The 21,191-nt window shown below is 72.0% G+C and carries 17 protein-coding genes; 8 read left to right on the top strand and 9 right to left on the bottom strand.

Translation table 11 applies throughout. From position 1 onward, the window contains the following. The first annotated feature begins 975 nt into the window (after positions 1 to 975). Both HUT10_RS43395 and HUT10_RS43390 read left to right on the top strand, forming a co-directional pair. Positions 976 to 1,374: an Lsr2 family protein gene (locus tag HUT10_RS43395; protein WP_176176524.1), complete on the top strand. Its 399-nt coding sequence runs from the start codon at positions 976 to 978 to the stop codon at positions 1,372 to 1,374. A gap of 363 nt (positions 1,375 to 1,737) precedes the next feature. Continuing rightward, the gene (locus HUT10_RS43390; RefSeq protein ID WP_176176523.1) at positions 1,738 to 3,132 is read left to right on the top strand and encodes an alpha/beta hydrolase; all 1,395 of its coding nucleotides are present in this window, start codon (positions 1,738 to 1,740) and stop codon (positions 3,130 to 3,132) included. 40 nt (positions 3,133 to 3,172) lie between these two features. Here HUT10_RS43390 and HUT10_RS43385 read toward each other — a convergent pair whose 3' ends face one another. Both HUT10_RS43385 and HUT10_RS43380 read right to left on the bottom strand, forming a co-directional pair. Further along, entirely contained in the window at positions 3,173 to 5,188 is a 2,016-nt protein-coding gene (locus HUT10_RS43385) for an AMP-binding protein (protein ID WP_176176522.1), read from the bottom strand. A gap of 264 nt (positions 5,189 to 5,452) precedes the next feature. After that, on the bottom strand, positions 5,453 to 6,475 hold the full coding sequence (locus HUT10_RS43380; protein WP_176176521.1) for a LacI family DNA-binding transcriptional regulator: 1,023 nt from the start codon (positions 6,473 to 6,475) through the stop codon (positions 5,453 to 5,455). A 499-nt stretch (positions 6,476 to 6,974) separates the two neighbouring features. On the opposite strand from HUT10_RS43380, the gene HUT10_RS43375 reads away from it, so the two are divergent. The 6 genes from HUT10_RS43375 (at position 6,975) to HUT10_RS43355 (ending at position 12,225) form a co-directional block, all read left to right on the top strand. Continuing rightward, positions 6,975 to 9,221: a glycoside hydrolase family 3 N-terminal domain-containing protein gene (locus HUT10_RS43375; RefSeq protein ID WP_254897272.1), complete on the top strand. Its 2,247-nt coding sequence runs from the start codon at positions 6,975 to 6,977 to the stop codon at positions 9,219 to 9,221. A gap of 77 nt (positions 9,222 to 9,298) precedes the next feature. Continuing rightward, positions 9,299 to 9,427: a hypothetical protein gene (locus HUT10_RS51945; protein WP_303247006.1), complete on the top strand. Its 129-nt coding sequence runs from the start codon at positions 9,299 to 9,301 to the stop codon at positions 9,425 to 9,427. A gap of 385 nt (positions 9,428 to 9,812) precedes the next feature. Continuing rightward, positions 9,813 to 10,169, top strand: coding sequence for a VOC family protein (locus tag HUT10_RS43370; RefSeq protein ID WP_176176520.1), 357 nt, complete (start codon positions 9,813 to 9,815; stop codon positions 10,167 to 10,169). Between the two features lie 75 nt (positions 10,170 to 10,244). Then, positions 10,245 to 10,520, top strand: coding sequence for a hypothetical protein (locus HUT10_RS43365; protein WP_176176519.1), 276 nt, complete (start codon positions 10,245 to 10,247; stop codon positions 10,518 to 10,520). Between the two features lie 46 nt (positions 10,521 to 10,566). After that, on the top strand, positions 10,567 to 11,385 hold the full coding sequence (locus HUT10_RS43360; RefSeq protein ID WP_176176518.1) for a hypothetical protein: 819 nt from the start codon (positions 10,567 to 10,569) through the stop codon (positions 11,383 to 11,385). Positions 11,386 to 11,508: 123 nt separating this feature from the next. Continuing rightward, entirely contained in the window at positions 11,509 to 12,225 is a 717-nt protein-coding gene (locus HUT10_RS43355; protein ID WP_176176517.1) for a FadR/GntR family transcriptional regulator, read from the top strand. Positions 12,226 to 12,231: 6 nt separating this feature from the next. Here the strand turns inward: HUT10_RS43355 and HUT10_RS43350 are convergent, their stop codons facing one another. From HUT10_RS43350 to HUT10_RS43320, 7 genes are read right to left on the bottom strand one after another with little or no spacing between them, the layout of a single operon-like run. Beyond that, the gene (locus HUT10_RS43350) at positions 12,232 to 14,475 is read right to left on the bottom strand and encodes an alpha-L-fucosidase (RefSeq protein ID WP_176176516.1); all 2,244 of its coding nucleotides are present in this window, start codon (positions 14,473 to 14,475) and stop codon (positions 12,232 to 12,234) included. A 26-nt stretch (positions 14,476 to 14,501) separates the two neighbouring features. Then, a complete protein-coding gene (locus tag HUT10_RS43345; protein WP_176176515.1) occupies positions 14,502 to 15,359 on the bottom strand; it encodes an aldo/keto reductase in 858 nt (285 codons plus the stop codon). Next, positions 15,359 to 16,378, bottom strand: a complete 1,020-nt coding sequence (locus HUT10_RS43340; RefSeq protein WP_176176514.1) for an ABC transporter permease — start codon at positions 16,376 to 16,378, stop codon at positions 15,359 to 15,361. The genes HUT10_RS43345 and HUT10_RS43340 overlap by 1 nt, the downstream gene beginning before the upstream one ends. Beyond that, positions 16,371 to 17,870 (bottom strand): sugar ABC transporter ATP-binding protein, encoded by a 1,500-nt coding sequence (locus HUT10_RS43335; protein WP_176176513.1) that lies wholly within the window; start codon positions 17,868 to 17,870, stop codon positions 16,371 to 16,373. Before HUT10_RS43335 ends, HUT10_RS43340 begins: the two co-directional genes overlap by 8 nt. 24 nt (positions 17,871 to 17,894) lie before the next feature. Further along, positions 17,895 to 18,962 carry a sugar ABC transporter substrate-binding protein gene (locus HUT10_RS43330; protein WP_176176512.1) on the bottom strand — a complete coding sequence of 356 codons (1,068 nt, stop codon included), beginning with the start codon at positions 18,960 to 18,962 and terminating at the stop codon, positions 17,895 to 17,897. Further along, the gene (locus HUT10_RS43325; RefSeq protein WP_176176511.1) at positions 18,959 to 19,729 is read right to left on the bottom strand and encodes an SDR family NAD(P)-dependent oxidoreductase; all 771 of its coding nucleotides are present in this window, start codon (positions 19,727 to 19,729) and stop codon (positions 18,959 to 18,961) included. The genes HUT10_RS43330 and HUT10_RS43325 overlap by 4 nt, the downstream gene beginning before the upstream one ends. Further along, on the bottom strand, positions 19,726 to 21,039 hold the full coding sequence (locus HUT10_RS43320; protein WP_217709691.1) for an enolase C-terminal domain-like protein: 1,314 nt from the start codon (positions 21,037 to 21,039) through the stop codon (positions 19,726 to 19,728). Before HUT10_RS43320 ends, HUT10_RS43325 begins: the two co-directional genes overlap by 4 nt. Positions 21,040 to 21,191: the final 152 nt, after the last annotated feature.

The following is a 21,191-nucleotide window of genomic DNA, read 5'->3' as shown; positions in this document are numbered from 1 at the left end:
GTTCGACGTCGGTTATTGTTCACTCTTCTGCCGGAAAATGTTACCTCGATTGGGAGGTTTGACTTTACTGCGACGCGCTCACCTGCGAAGACACCGCGTCACCCGGGTGACGAACGGGGGTGATGCCCGGAGTAAGCCGGTTTCGGAAGTTGTGCTTCAGCTTACGGCACGTCACCCGATTGGCGGGTAACGCGGGAGACGCGGCCGGATCGGTGAAATGATCGAGTGAAGAAGGGGTTGCCGTACCACGTTCCGGGATCCCGGCAAGTGGGCAGCACCCGAACCGGGAATGCGGCGCCCGTCGATTGCCACTTTGCTGAACAGTGTTCAACCCGGCGGGGCACACGGTACCGCTCCGACGCCGTCGGCGGGAGGTCGTCGGCGGGAGGTATAGCCGAAAACGCATGTTTGGTCCGTCCGCACTGGCGGCCGGGGCTCGGCGCGCTCCGCCGGGTGCAGCTCACCGGCCCACCTGCGCAGCCGGCGCCGGGCCCGTCCGGCACGGCCGGCGATGGTCGGCATTCGGACCGCGCCCCCACGCCGCCGACCGGGAACGGCCGGAATTGCGACCGCACACCCCCGCGCGGCCGCCCGGCCCCGGCCGCGGGACGGCATTCGGAATCACCCTCGCCACCGATCCGCACACGGGAGCGACCGCGAATACCGCCACGCGCACACCCGTCCGGATTGGACGTCCATAGTAGACCGCAGGCCACCTGCGCCGGGAAGCCGCCGCCCTGGCGAAGTCGTTCTTCACCCATTGAGGCGACACCGGTCATTTCCGCACCCCGGTCGCGCTTGGCCGAACCCCGGGCTTCCGGCTGGCGATGCGGGCAATTACGCCGAACGGACCCGCCCCTTTTCCCGCGAGTTGAATTCCCTTTCGGGCCGGTTGTGGATACACTTCCTCGCGAACGCCGTGCATTGTGCTTGTTCGCGTTCGGAGAGCGCACATCCACCCGACAGGAGCACCCAGTGGCCCAGAAAGTCTCGGTCGAGATCCTCGACGACATCGACGGCAGCGCCGCCGCACAGACCGTCCAGTTCAGCCTCGACGGCGTCACCTTCGAAATCGACCTTTCGGACCGCAACGCGGCCGCCCTGCGCGACGAACTGGCCCGCTACATCGGCGCCGCCCGCCGGGTCGGCGGCCGGAAGGTGCGCGTGGCCACCGGCCAGTCGACCACCGCCTCCGACCGCGAGCGCAACCAGCGGATCCGGGCCTGGGCGAACGAGAACGGTTTCGACGTCTCCGAACGCGGCCGCCTCTCCTCCGAAGTCGTCGCCGCCTACGAGCGCGCGCACGGTACCGAGACGGAATCGGCGGCGCCGTCCACGCGAAAGCGCGGTGCGCGCAGGAAAGCCGCAGCCTGACTCCCGATTGCGGCGGGCCGCGCCGCGCGGGGTGAAGGCGCCGGAAATGGAACAAGGCCGTTTCCCCGCCGAAACCGAACCGGCATCCGGCGTCGCGCAGGAATATCCGACCACCCGGCCTGCCACGCGAACGGGCCGCGGTCCGGCCTGTCCGGCGAGTGGCCGTCGGCGAACGGCGCGGCACCGGGTCGGTTCGCCGGGGAAGCGGGTGAACGAACTGGTCCGCGACGCCGCCGAGGCCCGCCCGGGCGCTGTTCACCGCGGCCGGGGTCTGTCGAGGACCCCGCCTGATCGGCTCTTGTGATCCGGACCGCCCACCCCCTACGGTCGGCGGGGCCGGGTCGTCGCGGGGAGGAGCCTCGGGTGCTGGGAACCGTTCTGGCGAGCGCACTTCTGCTGACCGGCACCGCCCCCGCGGTCGCGGACACCGGCTGGGCACCGGCCCCGGTCGCCTGGGCCGCCTGCCCCGACGACCCCGAAAGTCCTCCCCCGGACGGCGAATGCGGCACGCTGCGGGTGCCGCTGGACTGGAACGCCCCGCACGGGCCGACGATCGCGCTGGCGGTGGGCCGGCACCGCGCCACGGATTCCGCCCACCGGCTCGGCGTGCTGCTGGCCGATCTGGGCGGCCCCGGCTCGGCGAGCGCGGAATTCGCCGTGACCCCGGGCCTGCTCAGCCCGGAGGTCCAGGCCCGGTTCGACGTCGTGGGCTTCGACGTGCGAGGCACCGGCCGCAGCGAGTTCATCGAGTGCGCCGGCGCGGGTGAGCCGCCGGACGACGTGCCCACCGACCGCGCCGGATTCGCCGCGCTGCGGGACTACCAGGAGAAAGCCGTCGCCGACTGCCGCGCCCGCAACCTCCCGGTGTTCGACCACGCGGACACCGCGACCAACGCGCGGGACATGGAGGCGCTCCGCCGCGCGCTCGGCGAGCCGGAGCTCAGCTTCCTCGGCATCTCCTACGGCACGCTGCTCGGCCAGGAGTACGCGGAACTGCACGGCGACCGGGTGCGGGCGATGGTGCTCGACAGCACCATCGACCACAGCGCCGACCTCGAGCGGTTCCTCGGCGACCGCGCCGCCGCCGCGGACGACGCGTTCCGCCGGTTCGCCGCGTGGTGCGACGGGACGCCGACCTGCGCGCTGCACGGGCAAGACGTCTTCGCCGCCTGGCGGAAAGCCCTGGCGGTGACCGCCGGTGTGCCACAGCAGCAGAACGGCCTGCGCGACCGGGTGCTCAAGGACATGTACGGCCCCGACTGGGCCGACGTGGGCCAGGTCATCGCCGACGCCGCCGCCGGCCGCCTGCCGGTCAGCGCCCAGTTCGCCTACAACTACGACTCGATCCGCATGGCCGTCGTCTGTCAGGACTTCGACCTCCGGATCCGCGGTTTCGCGCAGTATTCGGCCTTGCACGCCGAAGAACTGCGCCGCGGGCCGGTCATGCGCGGCAGCACGCTGGGCCACGGCGAAGCGATGGCTTGCCTGGGTGTGCACGGCCCGCCGGCGAACCCGCCGCACCGGCTGGACATCCGGCGGGCCCCGCGGATCCTGCTGCTGAACTCCCGCCACGATCCGGCGACCCCGTACGCCTGGGCTCTCTCCCTCCACCGCCAGGCACCGGCGAACACGACGTTGCTGACGTGGGAGGGCGCCGGCCACGCGGTCTACCCGAAGAGCACCTGCGCCCGTTCGGCCGCGGACCGCTATCTGCTGACGCTGGAGGCACCCCGGGACGACGTCGGCTGTCCGGCCTGAATCCGTCCATTCCGGATCACCAACGTCGGCGCAATCCGGTTCACCAGCGGTAGTTGCGGCGCAGGGCGCGTTTCACGACCTTCCCCGTGGCGTTGCGCGGCAGTTCCTCGACGAACACGACGTCCCGCGGCACGGCGAACCGCGCCAGTCGCTCGCGGACGTGGGAGCGCACCGTGTCCTCGTCCAGCTGCGCGCCCGGGGCCAGCACCAGGTAGGCCGCCAGGCGCTGGCCGTACTTGGCGTCCTGCACGCCGACCACCGCCGCCTCGCGGACTTCCGGCAGGGCCAGCAGGACTTCCTCCACCGGTGCCGGGGCCACGTTCTCGCCGCCGGAGACGATCATCTCGTCTTCGCGGCCCTGGACGAACAGCAGCCCGTTCGCGTCGACGTACCCGCGGTCGCCGGTGTCCATCAGGCCGTCGCGGACGTCCAGCTGCTCGCCGTCGGTGTACCCGTCGAACAGCAGGCGGTTGCCCACGTAGAGCCGGCCCGTCGCGCCGGGCGGGACCGGGGCGCCAGCCCGGTCCAGGACGCGGATCACCGTGCCGATCGGGGCGCGGCCGGCCGTACCGCGGGCCGCGCGGAGGTCGCGGGGTCCGGCGATCGCGGCCCAGGACACCTCGGTCGAGCCGTACAGGTTGTAGAGGATGTCGCCGAAGGCGTCCATGAACTCCTCGCCCAGCCGGCCCGGCAGCCCGGCGCCGGAGCTGGCGACCACGCGCAGGGAAGACAGGTCGTAGCGGGCTCGCGTGCGCTCCGGCAGGTCCAGCAGCCGCCGCAGCATCGTCGGCACCGCGAACAACGCCGTGCAGCGCTGCCGTTCGATCATCGCCAGCGTCGCTTCGGGGTCGAACCGCCGGGGCAGCACCAGACCCGCCCGCAGCGCCATGCCGAGCTGGAGCGCGGCCAGGCCCCAGGTGTGGAACAGCGGGGCGGCGACCAGGATCGGTTCCCCGGCCCGCAGCGGGATTTCCGACAGCACCGCGGCGGCGTCGGCGACGTTGTTCGGGGTCGGGCGGCGCGCGCCCTTCGGCGGACCGGACGTGCCCGAGGTGAGCACGACGAGTCGGCCCGGCTCGGCGGGCGGGGCGATCCGGGTGGGCGGCTGCGCTTCGATGAGGTCTTCGATCGTCGCGCCGTGCCACCCGTCCCCCGGCGGCCACGTCCACAGCTGCGGCACCTCCGGCGGCAGCCGCCGGCGCAGCGCGGCGAACTCGGCGTCGGCGAGCACGAGCCGGGAACCGTGCCGCAGCGCGAACTCGGCGACCTGCCCGAGCGCCAGCCCGGTGTTCATCAGGGCCACGTCCGCGCCCAGCTTGCTGCAGGCGATCATCGCCTCGACCATCGCGTTGTGGTTGCGGCACATCAGGAGCACCCGCGAGCCCGCGGTGACGTCGTGGCGCTCCAGCACGGCGGCCAGCCGGGAGGTGCGGTCGTCGAGCTCGCCGAAGGTCCGCTCGGAGCGCTCGTCGCACAGAGCGAGGGAATCCGGCGCGCGCCGCGCCACCGCCTCGTAGCCTCCGGCCAGCGTCGAGCCCCAGCGGCCGACCGAGCGCAGCTGCCGCAGCGTCCCGGCCGGCTGGGCCGGGGTGAGGACGCCGGCCTTCACCAGGATCCGCGCGAACTCGCGCTTGGACGGCCGCGACGACGGCGGATCCGCCGCGGGGACGCCGCCGAGGTGGTCGCTGATCGCGGCGACCGCGTCCAGGATCCGCTGCCGGATCCGCGGCATCGCCGGCGAGCGGCCGTCGAGCAGGGTGAGCAGGATGGTGAGCGCGCAGCCGCCGGGCACCGGCCGCAGCACGACGGACATCCGGTGCTGCCGCCCGGACCAGGCCAGCTGCTCGTCCCGCCGGTGGACGAAGATCTCGGCCTCGCCCTCGCCACCGGCGCGGTACCGGTAGCGCGCGCCCCGGCCGGTCGCCTCGGAAACGGGCTCGCACGAGGTGATCCCGCGGACGAACCGCGGGTAGAGGTGCGGGCTGCCGACGATCGTCCACACCGCCGCGGGGCTGTGCGGAACGGTGACGGTGAGCTCGAGCAGTTCCGGTTCCATCAGCCCACCGCGGGAGCCGACGCCGACGCACTGGTCATGACTCGGCTCCCCTTGTCGCCCCCTCCGGTGGAGGTTCGGCCGTTCGGCCGGTCCGCCGAGCATCCGTTTGCGCCGCCGGTCGTGTCAACAAGGGCGCGCTCGATTCGACGTATTCAACCGTGGGGAGCGCGGGAAAACCAGCGAACCGCCGGCTGCTTCACGCAGTTCTCACGTCGGCACGGATCACCACGGTGGTGTCGACCGCCCGGCGGCGTGCGCGGCCGCTCAGGCGGACTCCCGAACCACCAACGTGGTCCCCAGCACCACCCGCCGCGGCCGCCGGGCCGTCCCGTCGATCGCCGCGAGCAGCTCGCCCGCCGAGCGGGCGCCGAGGGCGTCGACCGGCTGGCTCACCGTTGTCAGCGGTGGGTCGGTCGTCCGCGAGACCGGTGAGTTGTCGAAGCCGACCACCGCGACGTCGTCGGGTACCCGGCGGCCGGTGCGGCGCAAGGCGCGCAGTGCGCCCACCGCCATCATGTCCGAGGCGACGAACACCGCGTCCAGGTCCGGGCGCCGGTCCAGCAGGCGCCGCATCGCGTGCTCGCCGGAGGCCTGGCCGAAGTCGCCGTGGGCCACCGCGCCCGCGTCGATGGGGCCCGCTCCGGCGATCGCGGTGAGGTAGCCGGTGAGCCGGTCGCGGCCCGGCGCCATGTCCTTCGGGCCCGCGACCGTCGCGATCCGCCGTCGTCCGGTGGCCTGGAGGTGGCGCACCGCCGCCTCGGCGCCGCCGCGGTTGTCCACGTCCACGTACGTGTACCGGGCGGGGTCGGGGACCACCGGCCGGCCGGCGCTGACGACCGGGAGGTCCACGCAGGACAGGGCCGTGGTGGACCGCGCGTGCGTGCTGACGAACAGCGCCCCGTCGACGTGCCCGCCGGCGAGGTAGCGGAAGGTGGTGTCCTGGGCGGCCGCCTGCATCATCAGCACCACGACCTGGATGCCCGCCGCGGTGAGCGTGCGGTCGATGCCGCCCATGATGCGGCCGAAGAACGGGTCGGAGAACAGCCGCAGGCCGTCCTCGCATAGCACGACGGCGACCGTGCCGGTCCGTTGCGCCTCCCCCGCCCGCGCCGCTCGCTGCCGCACGTAGCCGAGGGCGCGCACGGCCTGTTCGACCTGGCGCCGGGTCTCGGCGCGCACCTGCGGGAACCCGTTGAGCACCCGCGACGCCGTCGCCGACGAGACACCGGCGGCCCGGGCCACGTCGGCCAGGGTCGGCCGCGGATCGGAAAGGTCGAGAACGGTCATGGTCACCTCCGTGGGGACAGCACGAACCGAGGCGCGCTCCCACCCGGAAGACATTTCCGGGAAGCCGCGCCGAAGCCGTATGTTAACGCTAACATTCGAGGGGAGCGGGATCCGGACCGCCGCTGGTTTCGACGGTCTCTTCGGTCACCACTGGTCAGCGGGGGCCGGCGCGACGATGGCCGGGGTACCGGTTCTTGGTCACATCCGCACATCCTTGGGCGAGAGTGGGTCGAACGGGTGAGCCGCGGCCGCGTCCGGTGATCTTTTGACCGCTTGCTCGGCAGCATTGATGCTGGAACCAGGCGACCCGGTGTGTCAACCGGATGACCGAAAGTGCCCCCGGAAAGTCGTGCCCCGCCGTCGAAATCCGTCGAATCGAGCCGGCGCGCGCGGCACCGCGCTTTTCTGCGGACGTGTCCGCCCGGGTCTAGGCTGACCTCACCAGACCGATCAAAGGAGTCCGCCACCCCGCTTGCCGCCTCGCGAAAGGGTCCCCGCCATGCAGCTGCGTCACGAAACCACGGCCGCGGGCGGGGTGAACCGGCGCAGCGTGCTCGCCGGCCTCGCCGGTTCCGTTGCCACCGCCGGGCTGCTCGCCCCTTCGGCGGCCGAGGCGCAGACCGCGCGGCCGGAACGGGATCCCCGCGTCGAGGCGCTGCTCGCGCGGATGACCCTCGCCGAGAAGATCGGCCAGCTCCAGCTCGTCGGCGACGAGACCACCGCCCGCGCGGCGCTGGCCGCCGGACGGCTCGGCGGGGTGTTCTCCGTCGTCGGGGCCGCGAAACTCAATGCGCTGCAACGCATCGCCGTCGAGCAGACCCGGCTGAAGATCCCGCTGGTCTTCGGCCTCGACGTCATCCACGGCTACACCACCAACTTCCCCATCCCGCTCGCGCAGGGCGCGAGCTTCGACCCCGCCGTCGCCGGCACCGACGCCGCCGTCTCGGCGAGGGAGGCGCGCCGCAGCGGGATCCACTGGACCTACGCGCCGATGATGGACGTCACCCACGAGCCGCGGTGGGGCCGGATCGCCGAGGGCTACGGCGAAGACCCCTACCTGGCCACGCAGTTCGCCGTCGCCAAGGTGCGCGGCTACCAGGGTGACGACTACTCCTCGTCGGACCGGGTTGCCGCCTGCGCCAAGCACTTCGTCGCCTACGGCGGGGCCGAAGGCGGGCGCGACTACAACACCGTGGACGTCTCCCTGCAGCGGCTGCACAACCTCTACCTGCCGCCGTTCAAGGCCAGCGTCGAAGCCGGCGTCGCCACCGTCATGGCGAGCTTCAACACCGTCAGCGGCGTTCCCGCGCACGGCAACGGTTACGTCCTGCACGACGTCCTCAAAGGCGCCTACGGCTTCCGCGGCTTCGTCGTCAGCGACTACACCGGCATCGAGGAGCTCATCCGGCACGGCCTGGCGGGCGACGGCGCGGACGCCGCGGCGGCCGCACTGCCCGCCGGTGTCGACATGGAGATGGTCAGCACGAACTACGCCCGGTTCGCCGAGCGGCTGCTGGCCGACCGCCGGATCACCCGGGACCAGCTCGACGACGCCGTCCGCCGGATCCTGCTCGTCAAGGTCCGGCTCGGCCTGTTCGAACGTCCCTACGTCGACGAAGCCGGCGAGGTGAAAGCGCCTTCACCGGCCGCGCTGGCCGCGTCGCGGCAGGCGGCCGCGCGGTGCATGGTGCTGCTCAAGAACGAGGGATCCCTGCTGCCGCTGGCGAAGAGCGTCGGCTCGGTCGCCGTCGTCGGACCGCTCGGGGCGGCGACCTACGACCTCAACGGCACCTGGGCGGGCCTGGGCACCGGCGCCGGGACGACGCCGCCGGTGACCGTCGTGGACGGGATCAAGGCCGCTGCACCCGGCGCCACCGTCGGCTACAGCCCGGGCTGCGCGGTCGAGGGCACCGACACCAGCGGCTTCGCCGCCGCGCAGCAGGCCGCGCGCGCCGCCGACGTGACGGTTGTGGTCGTCGGCGAAACCGCCGCGATGAGCGGCGAGGCGGCGGCCCGCAGCAGCATCGACCTGCCCGGGGTGCAGCAGCAGCTGGTGGCCGCGGTCAAGGAGACCGGGAAGCCGTTCGTGGTCGTGCTCGTCAACGGCCGCCCGCTGACCATCCCGTACCTGCACGACAACGCGCCCGCCATCCTCGAGGCGTGGGCACCGGGCGTGCAGGGTGGCCACGCGGTCGCGGACGTCCTCTTCGGCGTGGTCAACCCGGGCGGCAAGCTGCCGGTGAGCTTCCCGCGCGCGGTGGGCCAGATCCCGATCTACTACAACCACGAGAACACCGGCCGCCCGGCCGACCCGGCGAACAAGTACACGTCCAAGTACCTGGACCTGGCGAGCGGACCGCTCTACGAGTTCGGTCACGGCCTGTCGTACACGACCTTCCGCGTCGACGGCCTGCGGCTGTCGGCCACCCGCCTCCCGGCCCGCGGCGGCCGGATCGAGGTGAGCGCGACGGTGACCAACACCGGCGGCCGCGCCGGCGACGAGGTGGTCCAGCTCTACCTGCGCGACCCGGTCGCGAGCATCGTCCAGCCGGTGCGCAGGCTGCGCGGCTTCCGCCGGGTGACGCTGGCCGCGGGCGCGTCGACGACGGTCTCGTTCCCCCTCACCCCGGACGACGTCGGGTTCTACGACAACACCGCCCGCTTCCGCGTCGAGCCGGGCGAGATCCAGGTGTACGTGGGCACCAGTTCGGCGGCCACGCTCTCGGCGAGCTTCACCGTGGTCTGAGCCCGGCCGAGGCGTGCCGCGGGTCACTGTTCGGCACGCCGGCGCCCGGGTAATCACGGGTCGTCGAAAGGACGGACGTGAACGACAACCCCACCCCCACCATCGTCGCCAACCCGAACCGCATCCGGATCCGCACCGAAGCGGATCTCCGGCGCAGCGCGCCGCCCGTGGAGCCGGCCACCGAGCCCACGCCCCGGGACCGCTGAGCCGGTCAGCCGGCCGGTGCGTGGACGGCCGGGACGTGCAGCCACGCGCGGGTCGTGGTCTCCTTCACCGCGGCGAACACCGAGGCGTAGCTGCTGAAGGCGATGTCGAGCGTGCCCGTCCGGAGTCCGCGGACCGCTGGCCAAGGTGATGACCTGGACGGTAGAAGGCCGCGCCGTCGACGAGGGGCAGCCGCCACGGCACCGGGGTTGCGACGACGTCGTCCGGGTCCACGCGACGGTTGCAGCGGCACGGAGATCGGCGCCTATTCGGTCCTTCGCGCAATTCAGCAGGCGCGTTCGGCCCACCGCCGCCGGGCAGGTGCGCCGGCGGGGGGTGCGCTGGGAGGATGGACCGGTCCGACCCCGTGGTCGTCTGGAGGCTTCGATGAGTGAGACCGGCAGTGAGATCGGCAATGTGCTCTACCCCGTCCCGGACGTGGCGAAGGCCATCGAGTTCTACCGGGACGGCCTGGGCCTGCCGCTGAAGTTCGCCGACGGCGACCGGTACGCGGCGCTGAACGGCGGCCGCACCACCTTCGCGCTGGCCGGCCCCGAGGAAGACGTCACGGGTGGTAAGCCCGCGGCGTCCTTCAAGGTCGCCGACGTCCCCGCCGCGATCGCGCAGCTGCAGGAGGCGGGTGCGACGGTGCTGTCCCCGGCCGCCGAAGGGCCGCACGAGATCCGTGCGGTGCTCGCCGACCCGTGGGGCAACGCGTTCGTGGTCTACGGCCCGAAACCGTGACCGGGGCTGGGCCGTTGGGGCGATTCCGCGGCCCCGGCGGTTACGGACGTGCGGATCCCCGCGACTGTCCCGGACGTGAGATCCCTGATCCGCGCGGTCGCCGCCAGTACGGCTCTCGGGCTGCTGCCCCTGGTGGCGGCCGCGAAATGCGATGACTCGCCGGCCCCGGCGACGTCGGTCACCGCCCCGGTCGGCGGTGACTCGCTGCCGCCGGGGGCCAGTTCGTCGCCGCGGGCGGCCGAGCCGAGCGGGCCGTCGATGACGCTGCCCGAGCCGACCATGACCCAGCCGCCGTCCAGCACGTCGGAGCCGAGTGGTGCGCCGAACCCGCCGACCGGCTCCACTCCGTAGCGCCCGCCGGCCGGAGGAGGCCAGGGGCGCGTGGTGGACGCGGGCGATGGCGGTGCTTTCGCAGACGGTCCTGCTCTCGTCGGTGCTCTTCTACTTCGGCTGGGTGCGCACCCAGGCGACCTGGGGGTACTTCGGGATCGACGTCGGCCTGCTGGGCTACTCGACCGCCGACTTCGCCCTGCGCAGCATCAACGCGACCTTCCTGCCGCTGATCGGGATCGGTGTCGTGGCCCTGCTCGCGGTCGCGTTCCACCGCGGCGTACTGCTCCCGGCGGTGCTGGGCGCACGGACCGTGCGCGGGCGCAGGATCGTCGAGACCGCGATCCGGGCGGCGCACGCCCTCGGTACGGCGGCGCTCGCGGCGCTGGCGATCGGGCTCCTGGTGCCGCCGGCCGTCTCGTGGGCACCCGCTGTCACCCTGCCCCTGGTCCTGCTGCTGTCGGCCGGGCTGCTCGCCTACGCCGACCGGCTGCGCGCGGCGCAGCGGCCGGCGTCACCGGGGAAGCCGGGACTGCGGCCGCTGATCCTCGCCGTGCTGGCACTGATCGGCCTGCTGTGGTGCGTGGCCGCGTATGCGCGCCGGACGGGGGAAGCGGCTGCGGCCGGGGTCGCGGCCGGCCTGCCGTCCCGCCCGGCGGTCACCCTCTACAGCGCCGAGCGGCTCGCGATCGCCGGGCCCGGGGTCGTCGTCGCGCCGCTGGCGCAGCCGGACGCGAAGTACAAGTTCCGGTACAGCGGACTGGTGCTCCTTCAGCCGGTCCAGGGGCGGTACCTGCTCCTGGCCGCGCACTGGCGCAAGGGCGTCGACCCGGTGTACGTCGTCCCGGCGGGCGACGACGTCCGGATGGACATCGTCGGCCGCTGACCGAGACATCACACGTCTCGGTATCGAAATAGGTGAATCAATTCACCCTACGCAACAATCTCCCCACGATAACCAGAAGACATCATACGAATGCTAGAATGGCGCTTCAAGAGAAGGAGTGCCATGGCGAGGTCGTTGACCGACGAAGCGATCGACCGGATCCGGGAGTTCGTCCGGTCCGGCCGGTTCCCGGCGGGCGCCAAGCTGCCCCCCGAGCACGAACTGGCCACCGAGCTGGGGATCTCCCGCAGCCCGACGCGCGAGGCCGTGAAGGCGCTCGCGCTGGCCCGGGTGCTCGAAGTCCGCCGCGGCGACGGCACGTACGTCACCAGCCTCGCGCCCAGCCTGCTCCTCGAAGGCCTCGGCAACGCGGTGGCGCTCATGCAGGACGGGAGCATCCTCGAACTCACCGAGGTCCGCCGGCTCCTCGAGCCGGCGGCGACCGGCCTGGCCGCCACGCGGATCACCGACACGCAGCTGCGGGCCGTGGGTGAGCTGCTCGACGCCATGCACGAGGCGATCGAAGACGTCGAGCGCCTCACCGTGCTCGACGCGGCCTTCCACCGCGCGGTCGTCAGCGCCGCCGGCAACGAAACCCTCACCGCACTCCTGGACGGGATCTCCTCGCGCACCCTGCGCGCGCGAGTCTGGCGGGGCACCGTCGAACGCGGTGCCACGCACGTGACGCTGTCGCAGCACAAGGCCATCTACGACGCGCTGGCCGACCGCGACCCGGCGGTGGCCACCGCCGCCGCCCTGATGCACGTCGACACCTCCGAACGCTGGCTGCGGGAGCACCTGGCCGACCTGAAGGACCTCGACGGCCGGCCAGGCGCGTGATCGCCGTCAGATCACGCCGAACAGCCACCGCAGGTTCGGGCTGCCGTCGTCGTTCCACACCTTCAGCGGTGATCCCGAAGGCACGTTCCCGCCGCCGTCGAGCACCAGGCCGGTGACCCGGTTGGCGATCACGAAGACGCCGCCGCCGGTGTCGGTGACCGACCACTGCTGGCTCGCCGCGCCGGTGTAGGCCGCCTGTACCGGGTTGCCGCCCGCCGAGGTCGCACCGGCACCGTCGATCACGAGGCCGTTCGTGCGGTTGGTCAGCTTGGCGAACCCGTCGCCGACGTCCTCGACGCCGAACTGCAGGTTCGTGCTGCCGTCCGGGGTCCAGACCTTCAGCCCGCTGCCCGCCGCGACCGCGCCGCCGCCGTCCACGGCCAGCCCGCTGGTGACGTTGACGATCCGGAACCACCGGGCGGGGTCGAACGCCACGCGCATCGAGACGACGGCGGCCGGCGGCACGTCCGGCGTGGCCGCGACGAACCGGCTCGGGGTGCCGGTGAAGTCGTCGGCCGGGTAGCCGAGGGCCTGGTAGCCGTCCCCGGGCCAGATCGCGGACACGGGCTGGGGAAGTGCGGCCTTCAGCTGGGCGGCGGTGTAACTGCCGATCCCCAGCGTCGCGCTCGCCCCGCCGTAGTTGCGGCCGGCGAACACCTTCGCGCCGGTGGCCGGACCCACCACCGGGATCTTGCCCGCGAACGTCAGCTTCAGCACGTAGGCGGCCGAGTCGTACGGCTTGGCCGGCAGCGTGACGTGCAGGGCGGCCGCGTCCTGGGTGTACTTCAGCGCACCGGGCGCCCCGAGCAGTTCGACCCGCCGCAGGCTGCTCAGGTCGATCCGCTTGCCGGACAACGTGGTGAGGTCCGCGGTGGCCCCGGGCCAGGCCAGCACGGTCGCGTAGAGCACGCGGCCCGCCTTGTCGCGGGTGAACCGGAAGTCCTTGGCCGTGCCCACCTTCGGGGAGACGAACGAGCCGCCGCCCATCTTGGTCGGGCCCTCGCCGTAGACGTCCCAGACGCGCGTCGAGTAGATCGACTCGCCGACGCGCCCGAGGTAGGTCCCGAAGTCCGCCAGCACCGCGCGCTGCTCGGCCGGGATGGTGCCCTCCAGCGTCGGGGAGATGTTGAGCAGCATGTTGCCGCCCTTGCTGACCCGGTCGATCAGCGCGTGGATCATCTGCGTGCTCGAGTAGTAGCCGATGCCCCGGGTGTAGCTCCAGCTGCTGCTGGAGATGGCGTCGTCGGTGAGCCAGTAGGGCGTGACGATGTCGGCCGGGCCGCCGCGTTCGTAGTCGGCGACTTCGCCGCTGGTGTTGAAGCCGTGGTCGAAGTGCTTGAACGTCGAGACGACTTCCTTCCCCCATTTTTCGGCCTGGTTGTAGTAGTAAGCCAGGAATTCGAGGCGCTGCTGCTCCCCCACCGCGCACGGGCCGCTGTTGATGCAGTAGCCGGGCGAGTTCAGCGAAAAGTCCTGCCAGAGGATGTCGGGCTTCGCGCGGTCGATGACTTCCTTGAGCTTGGCCAGCCAGAGCGCGTCTTCTTCGGCGCGCGGCAGCTGGCCGTAAAGCTTCCGCAGGCTCGGGGTGCTCTGCGGCGGGGCGAAGTCGTAGAAGCCGTTGTAGTTGAACGCGTGGTGCATCGCGACCAGCAGCTTCAGGCCCTGCCCGCGGATGGCGTCGGTGAACAGCTTCAGCAGGTTGAGGTGCGGCCCGCGGGCCACCGAGTTCCACTCGTTGACCTTGCTGTCCCACATGGAAAACCCGTCGTGGTGCTCGGCGACCGGGCCGGCGAACTTCGCCCCCGACGCCTTGACCACCCGCGCCCACTCCTCCGGGTCGAACTGCCCGCCGCGGGAGACGAGCTTCGGCGCGAACTGCACGGGGTTGCCCGCCACGTCGGTGCCGCCGTCGATGAACCGGTCGTAGCCCCACACCGCCGGGTCGCCGTAGGTGGCCTTGTGGTGCTTGTTCTCCCCGCTGTCCGGGATGTACATGTTCCGGCCGTACCACTCGCTGCCGAACTCCGGCGTGGTGAAGGCACCCCAGTGCCAGTAGATGCCGAACTTGGCGTCCTGGAACCACTCCGGCGCGGGCGGGTGCCGGTCGACCGACGGCCAGGTCGGTTCGTAGGACTGCGCGGCGGCCGCCGCCGGACCGGCCAGCGCCGGCGGCATGGCCGCCGCGGCGAGCCCGGCGGCGGCGAGGGCACCGAACTGCCGTCGGGAGAACGGGTTCTGGGCAGGGGGCATCGTTGCACGCTCCTGGGTGAGGGGACCTAGCAGGAAATCAACTGGTGCAGCAGGTCGTGCGGCACCTCGCGGTGGAAGGCATCGAGGTTCTCCCGCACCTGGGCGGCGCTCGTGACGCCGACCAGGACGGAGTTGACGGCGGGATGCGCGGCGGCGAAGGCGAGCGCGCACGCGGCCAGGTCGTAGCCCGCCGAAGCGGCGACCTCCCGCATCCGCCGGGCGCGCGCCACCAGGTCCGCCGCCGCCGGGGCGTAGTCGAACCAGGCGCCGGGCCGGGGGTCGATGAGCAGGCCGGAGTTGAACACCCCGCCCAGCACCACGGCCACCCCGCGCTCGGCGCACCGGTCGAGCAGCCGGGCTCCGCTCCGGTCCAGCAGCGTGTACCGGCCGGCGAGCAGGACCACGTCGACGTCGAGCCGTTCGACGAACCGGGCGGGCATCTCCCACTGGTTCATCCCGACGCCGATCGCGGAGACCACGCCTTCGTCGCGCAGCCGGCGCAGCTCCGGCCACGCCTCGGAAGCGGCTTGCTCTTCGTGGTCGTCGGGGTCGTGGAGGTAGGCGATGTCGACGCGGTCGAGGCCGAGCCGGTCGAGACTGCCTTCGATCCCCCGGCGGACGGCGTCCGCCGAGAAGTCGAAGAAGCAGCCGCCGTCGGTGAGCGTCCGGCCGACCTTCGTCGACACGGTGAACGAGCCCGCGGGCCGCCCGGCCAGCGCCCGGCCGAGCCGGCGCTCGGCCAGCCCGAAGCCGTAGTAGGGCGCGGTGTCGAAGTACCGGACCCCGGCGGAGGCCGCCGCGGCGACGACCTCCGCGGCGGCCTCGTCGTCGACCTCGCCGAAGACGTTGCCCAGGCCCGCGGTGCCCAGGCCGAGGTCCGCCATCAGGTCTGCCGCTTGCCGCTGGTGATCCGGGACATCACCAGCGCGATGAGGATGATCGCGCCGTTGAGCGCCCCGATCCACTGCGCGGGCACGCCGGCCAGTGTCAGCACGTTCTGGATCATGTACAGCAGCAGGATGCCGGTGAACGCGCCGAAGAGCGTGCCGCGGCCACCGTTGAGGCTGACGCCGCCGATCACGGCGGCGGCGAACACCGTGAAGATGTAGCCGTTGCCCTGCGCCGCGGCCACCGAGGCGAGCCGGCCCGAGAGCAGCAGCCCGCCGAGCGCGGCCAGCACACTGGCCCCGATCAGCACGATCCACACGATCCGGTCGGTCCGGATGCCCGCGGCCTTCGCCGCGTCCTCGTTGCCGCCGATCGCGTACAGGCTGCGGCCGAACCGGGTGTAGCCGAGCAGGACGATCCCGCCGGCGAACAGCAGCACGCAGATCCAGATCGACGCCGGGATCCCGGCCCACAGCGTGGTGCCGAGGTAGAGCATCGAATCGGACATGCCGAAGAACGTCTGGCCGCCGGAGATGCCGGTCAGCAGGCCGCGCAGCACGATGAGCATGCCGAGGGTGACGACGAACCCGCTCAGCCCGAACCGGACGATCAGCAGGGCGTTGAGGGCGCCGACGACCACGCCGACGAGCAGCACGACGGGAACGCCGGTCCAGGACGGCAGCAGCCCGAGGGAATGGCCGCCGGTGATCGTCAGCCAGGCCGCCACGCCGGGGGCGAGCCCGAACGTCGATTCCAGCGACAGGTCCATCTTGCCGACGACCAGGACCATCGTCTGGGCGAGCACCAGCAGCGCGATCTCCGACATCGTCTGCAGGATGTTGATCACGTTGTCGTACTGCAGGAACACCGGGTTCACCAGCTGGCCCACGACGGCGATCGCGATGATCCCGGGCACCAGCGCGAAGTCGCGCAGGCGGGCCAGCGCGATGCGTCGGGGCGCGGGCGGGGTTCCGGTCCGCGGCGGGGCGCCCACCGCGGCGGGGCTTTCAGGCATCGAGGTCGACTCCTTCCATGGCGGCCACGACCTCGCGGTCCTGCCAGCCTGCGGGCATTTCGGTGGTGAGGTGGCCGTGCACCACGACCAGCAGCCGGTCGCACAGGCGGAGATCGTCGAGCTCGTCCGAGGCGATCAGCACCGCGGTGCCCGCCGCGGCGGCCTCCGCGACCTTGCCCAGGAGGAACTCCTTCGACCGCACGTCGACCCCGGCGGTGGGGGTGATCAGCACGAGCAACGCGGGATCGCCCGCGAGGGCGCGGGCCATCACGACCTTCTGCTGGTTGCCGCCGGAGAGCGCGGACACCGGCAGCTCGGGGCCGGGGGTCTTGACCGCCAGCCGGGAGATCAGCTGCCCGGCGAGCCGGTCGCGCAGGCCGGACCGGACGAAGATGCCGGGCCCGAGCCGGTCCATCACGCTCATCGTGGAGTTGTCCGCAATGGACATCTCCGGCACGAAACCCTGGTGGTGGCGGTCTTCCGGGACGAACCCGACCCCCGCGGCCAGCGCGGCCGGTACGTCGCCGGGCCGGGGCCGGGAGCCGGCGACGAGAACCGTGCCGGCGGTGGGTTTGCGCAGCCCGGCCAGTGCCTCGGCGAGCTCGGTCTTGCCGCTGCTGCCGGAGCCGGCCAGCCCGACGACCTCGCCGGGCGCGATGTCGAAGGACACGTCCTCGAAGAACGGGGCGAGGGTCAGGTCGTCCACCCGAAGCACGGGTTCGGCGCCGTGCCGGGCCGACGACGCTCGTTCCTGCGTCACGACGGCGTTCTCCCCGGTCATCGCCGCGACGAGGTCGGCCTTCGGCAGTTCGGCGACCGGCGCGGTGAGGACGTGCCGGGCGTCCCGGTACACCGTCACCGTGTCGCAGATTTCGTACACCTCCTGGAGGTGGTGGCTGATGAACAGGAACGTGACGCCCTGGCGCTGCAGCTCGGCGATGTGCCCGAACAGCCGGGTGATGGCGGCCCCGTCGAGCTGGGCGGTCGGCTCGTCGAGGATGACGAACCGGGCGCCGAACGACAGGGCCCGCGCGATCTCGACGAACTGCCGCTGCTCGACGCTCAGCTCCCGGGCCGGCCGGTGCACGTCGACGTCGACCGACCAGCGCTCCAGCAGCTCGGCGGCCGAGCGGCGCAGCGCGGACCAGCGGACGAACCCGCCGCGGGTCTCCTGCCGGTTGAGGAACAGGTTCTCCGCCACCGACAGGTCGGGGATGATCGTCGACCGCTGGTACACGCACGCCACCCGGGCGCGCCAGGCGTCCCGGTCGGCCAGTGCCGGGGCCGGTTCCCCGTCCAGCCGCACGGTGCCGGCGTCCGGCTCGGTCAGTCCGGTGAGGACGGACACCAGGGTCGACTTGCCCGCCCCGTTGCGGCCGACGAGCGCGTGGGTCTGTCCGGGCAGGACGGTCAGGTCGGCGTGGTCGAGCGCCACGGTGGCGCCGTAGCGCTTGACCACGCCGCGTGCCTCGACGACCGGCACGGTGCTCATGTTCGCTTCCTCTCGCCAACCGGGTCAGCTCTTGCTGTTGCCCCACAGGGACTGGTCGTCGACCTTGACGCTGCTGACCGGCCCGAACGTGGCGCCGTCCGCGGTGACCAGCGGCGCGGCCAGCTGGTCCTCCATCAGGCCCTCGCGGACCTGGATGATGGTGCTGTCGTGGTCGGTCTTGCCTGCCGCCGGCGTCTTGCCGTCGATGGCGTCCTTGACGTACTGCAGGGCGTACTTGGCGAACAGGTCCGCGGGCTGGGACACGGTCGCGTCCATCTCGCCGGACCGGATCTTGGCCAGTTCCTCGGGGATGCCGTCGTTGGACACGATGAACACGTGCTTCGGGTCGCTCGCCGGGACAGCGAGGCCGCGCTGCTTCAGCAGCTGCAGCGTGCCGGACAGGGCGAAGCTGGACTGCATGTAGACGCCCTTGATGTCCGGGTTCGCGGTCAGCCGCGTCTGCAGCTTCTGGGCGGCGGTGTTGGCGTCCCAGTTGGTGGCCTCGCCGAAGACGGTGATCCCCGGGAAGTTCTTCTTCATGCAGTCGTTGAAGGCCTCGGTGCGGTCGCGGCCGTTGATCGAGGCGAGGTCGCCCTGCAGCATGACGACCTTGCCCTTGCCGGCGAGCTTGGTGCCGAGGAACTGGCAGGCCTTCTCGCCGTAGGCCCGGTTGTCCGCGCGCACGACCATGTAGACGTTGCCCTGGTCGGGCCGGGTGTCGACGGACACGACCGGGATCTTCTTGGTCGCCAGCTGCTGCAGGGTCGGGATGATCGCCGCGGTGTCCTGCGGCGCCATCACCACGCCCTTGACGCCCTGGCTGATCATCGTCTGCACGTTGGCCGTCAGGTTGGCGACGTCGTTCTGCGAGTTGGTGGTCTTGAGGTCGAGGCCGAACTGACCGGCGAACTGGGGCACGTACTTGATGTAGGCGTTCCAGAAGTCGGTGTCCGAGCGCGGGTAGTCGACGCCGACGACGGTCTTGCCGCCCGAAGCGCCGGTGGAGCCGCCGCCGCTGCAGCCGGCCAGTGCGGCCGCGGTCAGGACGCCGGCGGTGACGACGGTCGCGGCGCGCAGGTGCTGGAACTTCATGACCTCTCCTCGTTGACAGGTTTGGGGCGGAGACGGAGGCCGGACATCCCGCCGTCCACGGCGAGATCGGTGCCGGTGGTGGCGCCGGATTCCGGGCCGGCCAGGTAGCAGATCGCCGCGGCGACCTCCTCGGCGGTGACCAGCCGGCCGGTCGGCTGGCGCGCGGCGAGGGCGGCCAGCTCGGCGTCGGGATCGTCGGCTTTCGAGAGCAGCCGGTCGATCCACGGCGTGTGCGCGGTGCCGGGGTTCACGCAGCACACGCGGATGCCCTCGGCCAGGTGGTCGGCGGCCATCGCGCGGGTGAGCGCGAGGACCGCGCCCTTCGTGGCGCTGTAGAGCGCTCGCTGCGGCAGCCCGGCGGTGGCCGCGATCGAGCAGGTGTTCACGATCGCCGCCGCGGCCGACTCCCGCAGGTGCGGCAGGGCCGCGCGGGTCACCCGCACCATGCCCACGACGTTGACGTCGAACACGCGGTGCCACTCCGCGTCTCCGTTGTCCTCGACCGTCCCCTGTGCCCCGATCCCGGCGTTGTTGACCAGGACGTCCAGGCCGCCGAGGTGCTCGACGGCGGCGGCGACCGCGGCTCGCACCGAGTCGTCGTCCGACACGTCCGCCCGCACGCCGGTCAGCGGTTCCTCGACCTTGTCGTTCAGGTCGAGGCAGACGACCCGGGCACCGCGCGCGGACAGCCGCAGCGCGGTGGCGAGCCCGATGCCGGACGCGCCGCCGGTCACGATCGCGCGGACGCCGTCGAACTCCCCGCTCACGCGACCACCACCGCGTCCCGCTGCCAGACCGGGCCGTCCGGGAACCGGTACCGCGCCACGGATTCCGCGTGCAGCCGCGCGCCGAGGCCCGGTTCGACCGGGGCCAGGTAGCGGCCCCGCTCGATCCGCACCGGGTCGACGAAGTGCTCGTGCAGGTGGTCGACGTACTCGATGACGCGGTCGGTCTGCGTGCCGCTCACCGCGACGAAGTCGAACATCGCCAGGTGCTGCACCATTTCGCACAGCCCGACCCCGCCGGCGTGCGGGCACACCGGGACGCCGAACTTCGCCGCCAGCAACAGGATCGCGATGTTCTCGGTGACCCCGGCGACCCGGCTGGCGTCGAGCTGCAGCACGTCGATCGCCTGCGCCTGCAGCAGCTGCTTGAACATCACCGCGTTGTGCGTGTGCTCGCCGGTGGCCACCTTGATCGGCGCCACCGCCCGGCGGATCGCCGCGTGGCCGAGCACGTCGTCCGGTGACGTCGGTTCCTCGATCCAGTACGGGTCGAATTCGGCCAGCGGGCGCAGCCATTCGATGGCCTGCCCGACACCCCACGCCTGGTTGGCGTCGATGGCGATCCGCACGTCCGGCCCCACGACATCCCTGGCGAGCCGCAGCCGGCGGATGTCCTCGTCGAGGTCGGCGCCGACCTTGAGCTTGATCTGGGTGAAGCCGTCGGCGACCGCCTCCGCCGAGAGCGCCGCCAGCTTCTCCGGCGAGTAGCCGAGCCAGCCGGGAGTCGTGGTGTAGGCGGGAAAACCGGTTTCCAGGAGCTCGGCCTGGCGGGCGGCGCGGCCCGGTTCGGCGCGGCGGAGGATGTCGAGGGCTTCGTCGCGGGTCAGCGCGTCCTGCAGGTACCGGAAGTCGACGAGATCGACCAGCTCCTCCGGCGGCATCTCGGCCAGCAGCCGCCAGACCGGCTTGCCTTCGCGGCGGGCCCGCAGGTCCCACGCCGCGTTGACGATCGCGGCCGCGGCCATGTGGATCGCGCCCTTGTCCGGCCCCAGCCACCGCAGCTGGCTGTCCCCGGTCAGCCGTCGCGAGAAGGCACCGAGGTCGGCGAGCGCCTCGTCCACCGGCATCCCGGCGACCAGGGGCACCAGCGCCCGGACGGCGGCGACCTCGACGTCGTTGCCGCGGCCCACGGTGAAAGCGAGCCCGTAGCCCTCTTCGCCGTCGCTCGTGCGGATGGTCACGTACGCCGCCGAGTAGTCCGGTTCCGGGTTCATCGCGTCCGACCCGTCCAGGCTCAGCGACGTCGGGAAGCGGACGTCCACGGCATCGATGGCGCTGATCACTTCGGCCAACGGGGCCACCTCTCCTTCGGGGCAGACAACATATGTATGGCTACGCGTCGGCACGCAGAATGTCCAGAGTCGATCCGTAACACGGCAATAACTTGGACTCAACGTGACAGTCGACTACTTTCCGCGGTTTTACGTATGATGACTGGCCAGAG

Source organism: Amycolatopsis sp. Hca4 (assembly GCF_013364075.1).
Classification (GTDB): Bacteria; Actinomycetota; Actinomycetes; order Mycobacteriales; family Pseudonocardiaceae; genus Amycolatopsis.
Note: the sequence above shows the minus strand (reverse complement) of the source record. Positions and strands in the feature narration are given on the sequence as shown.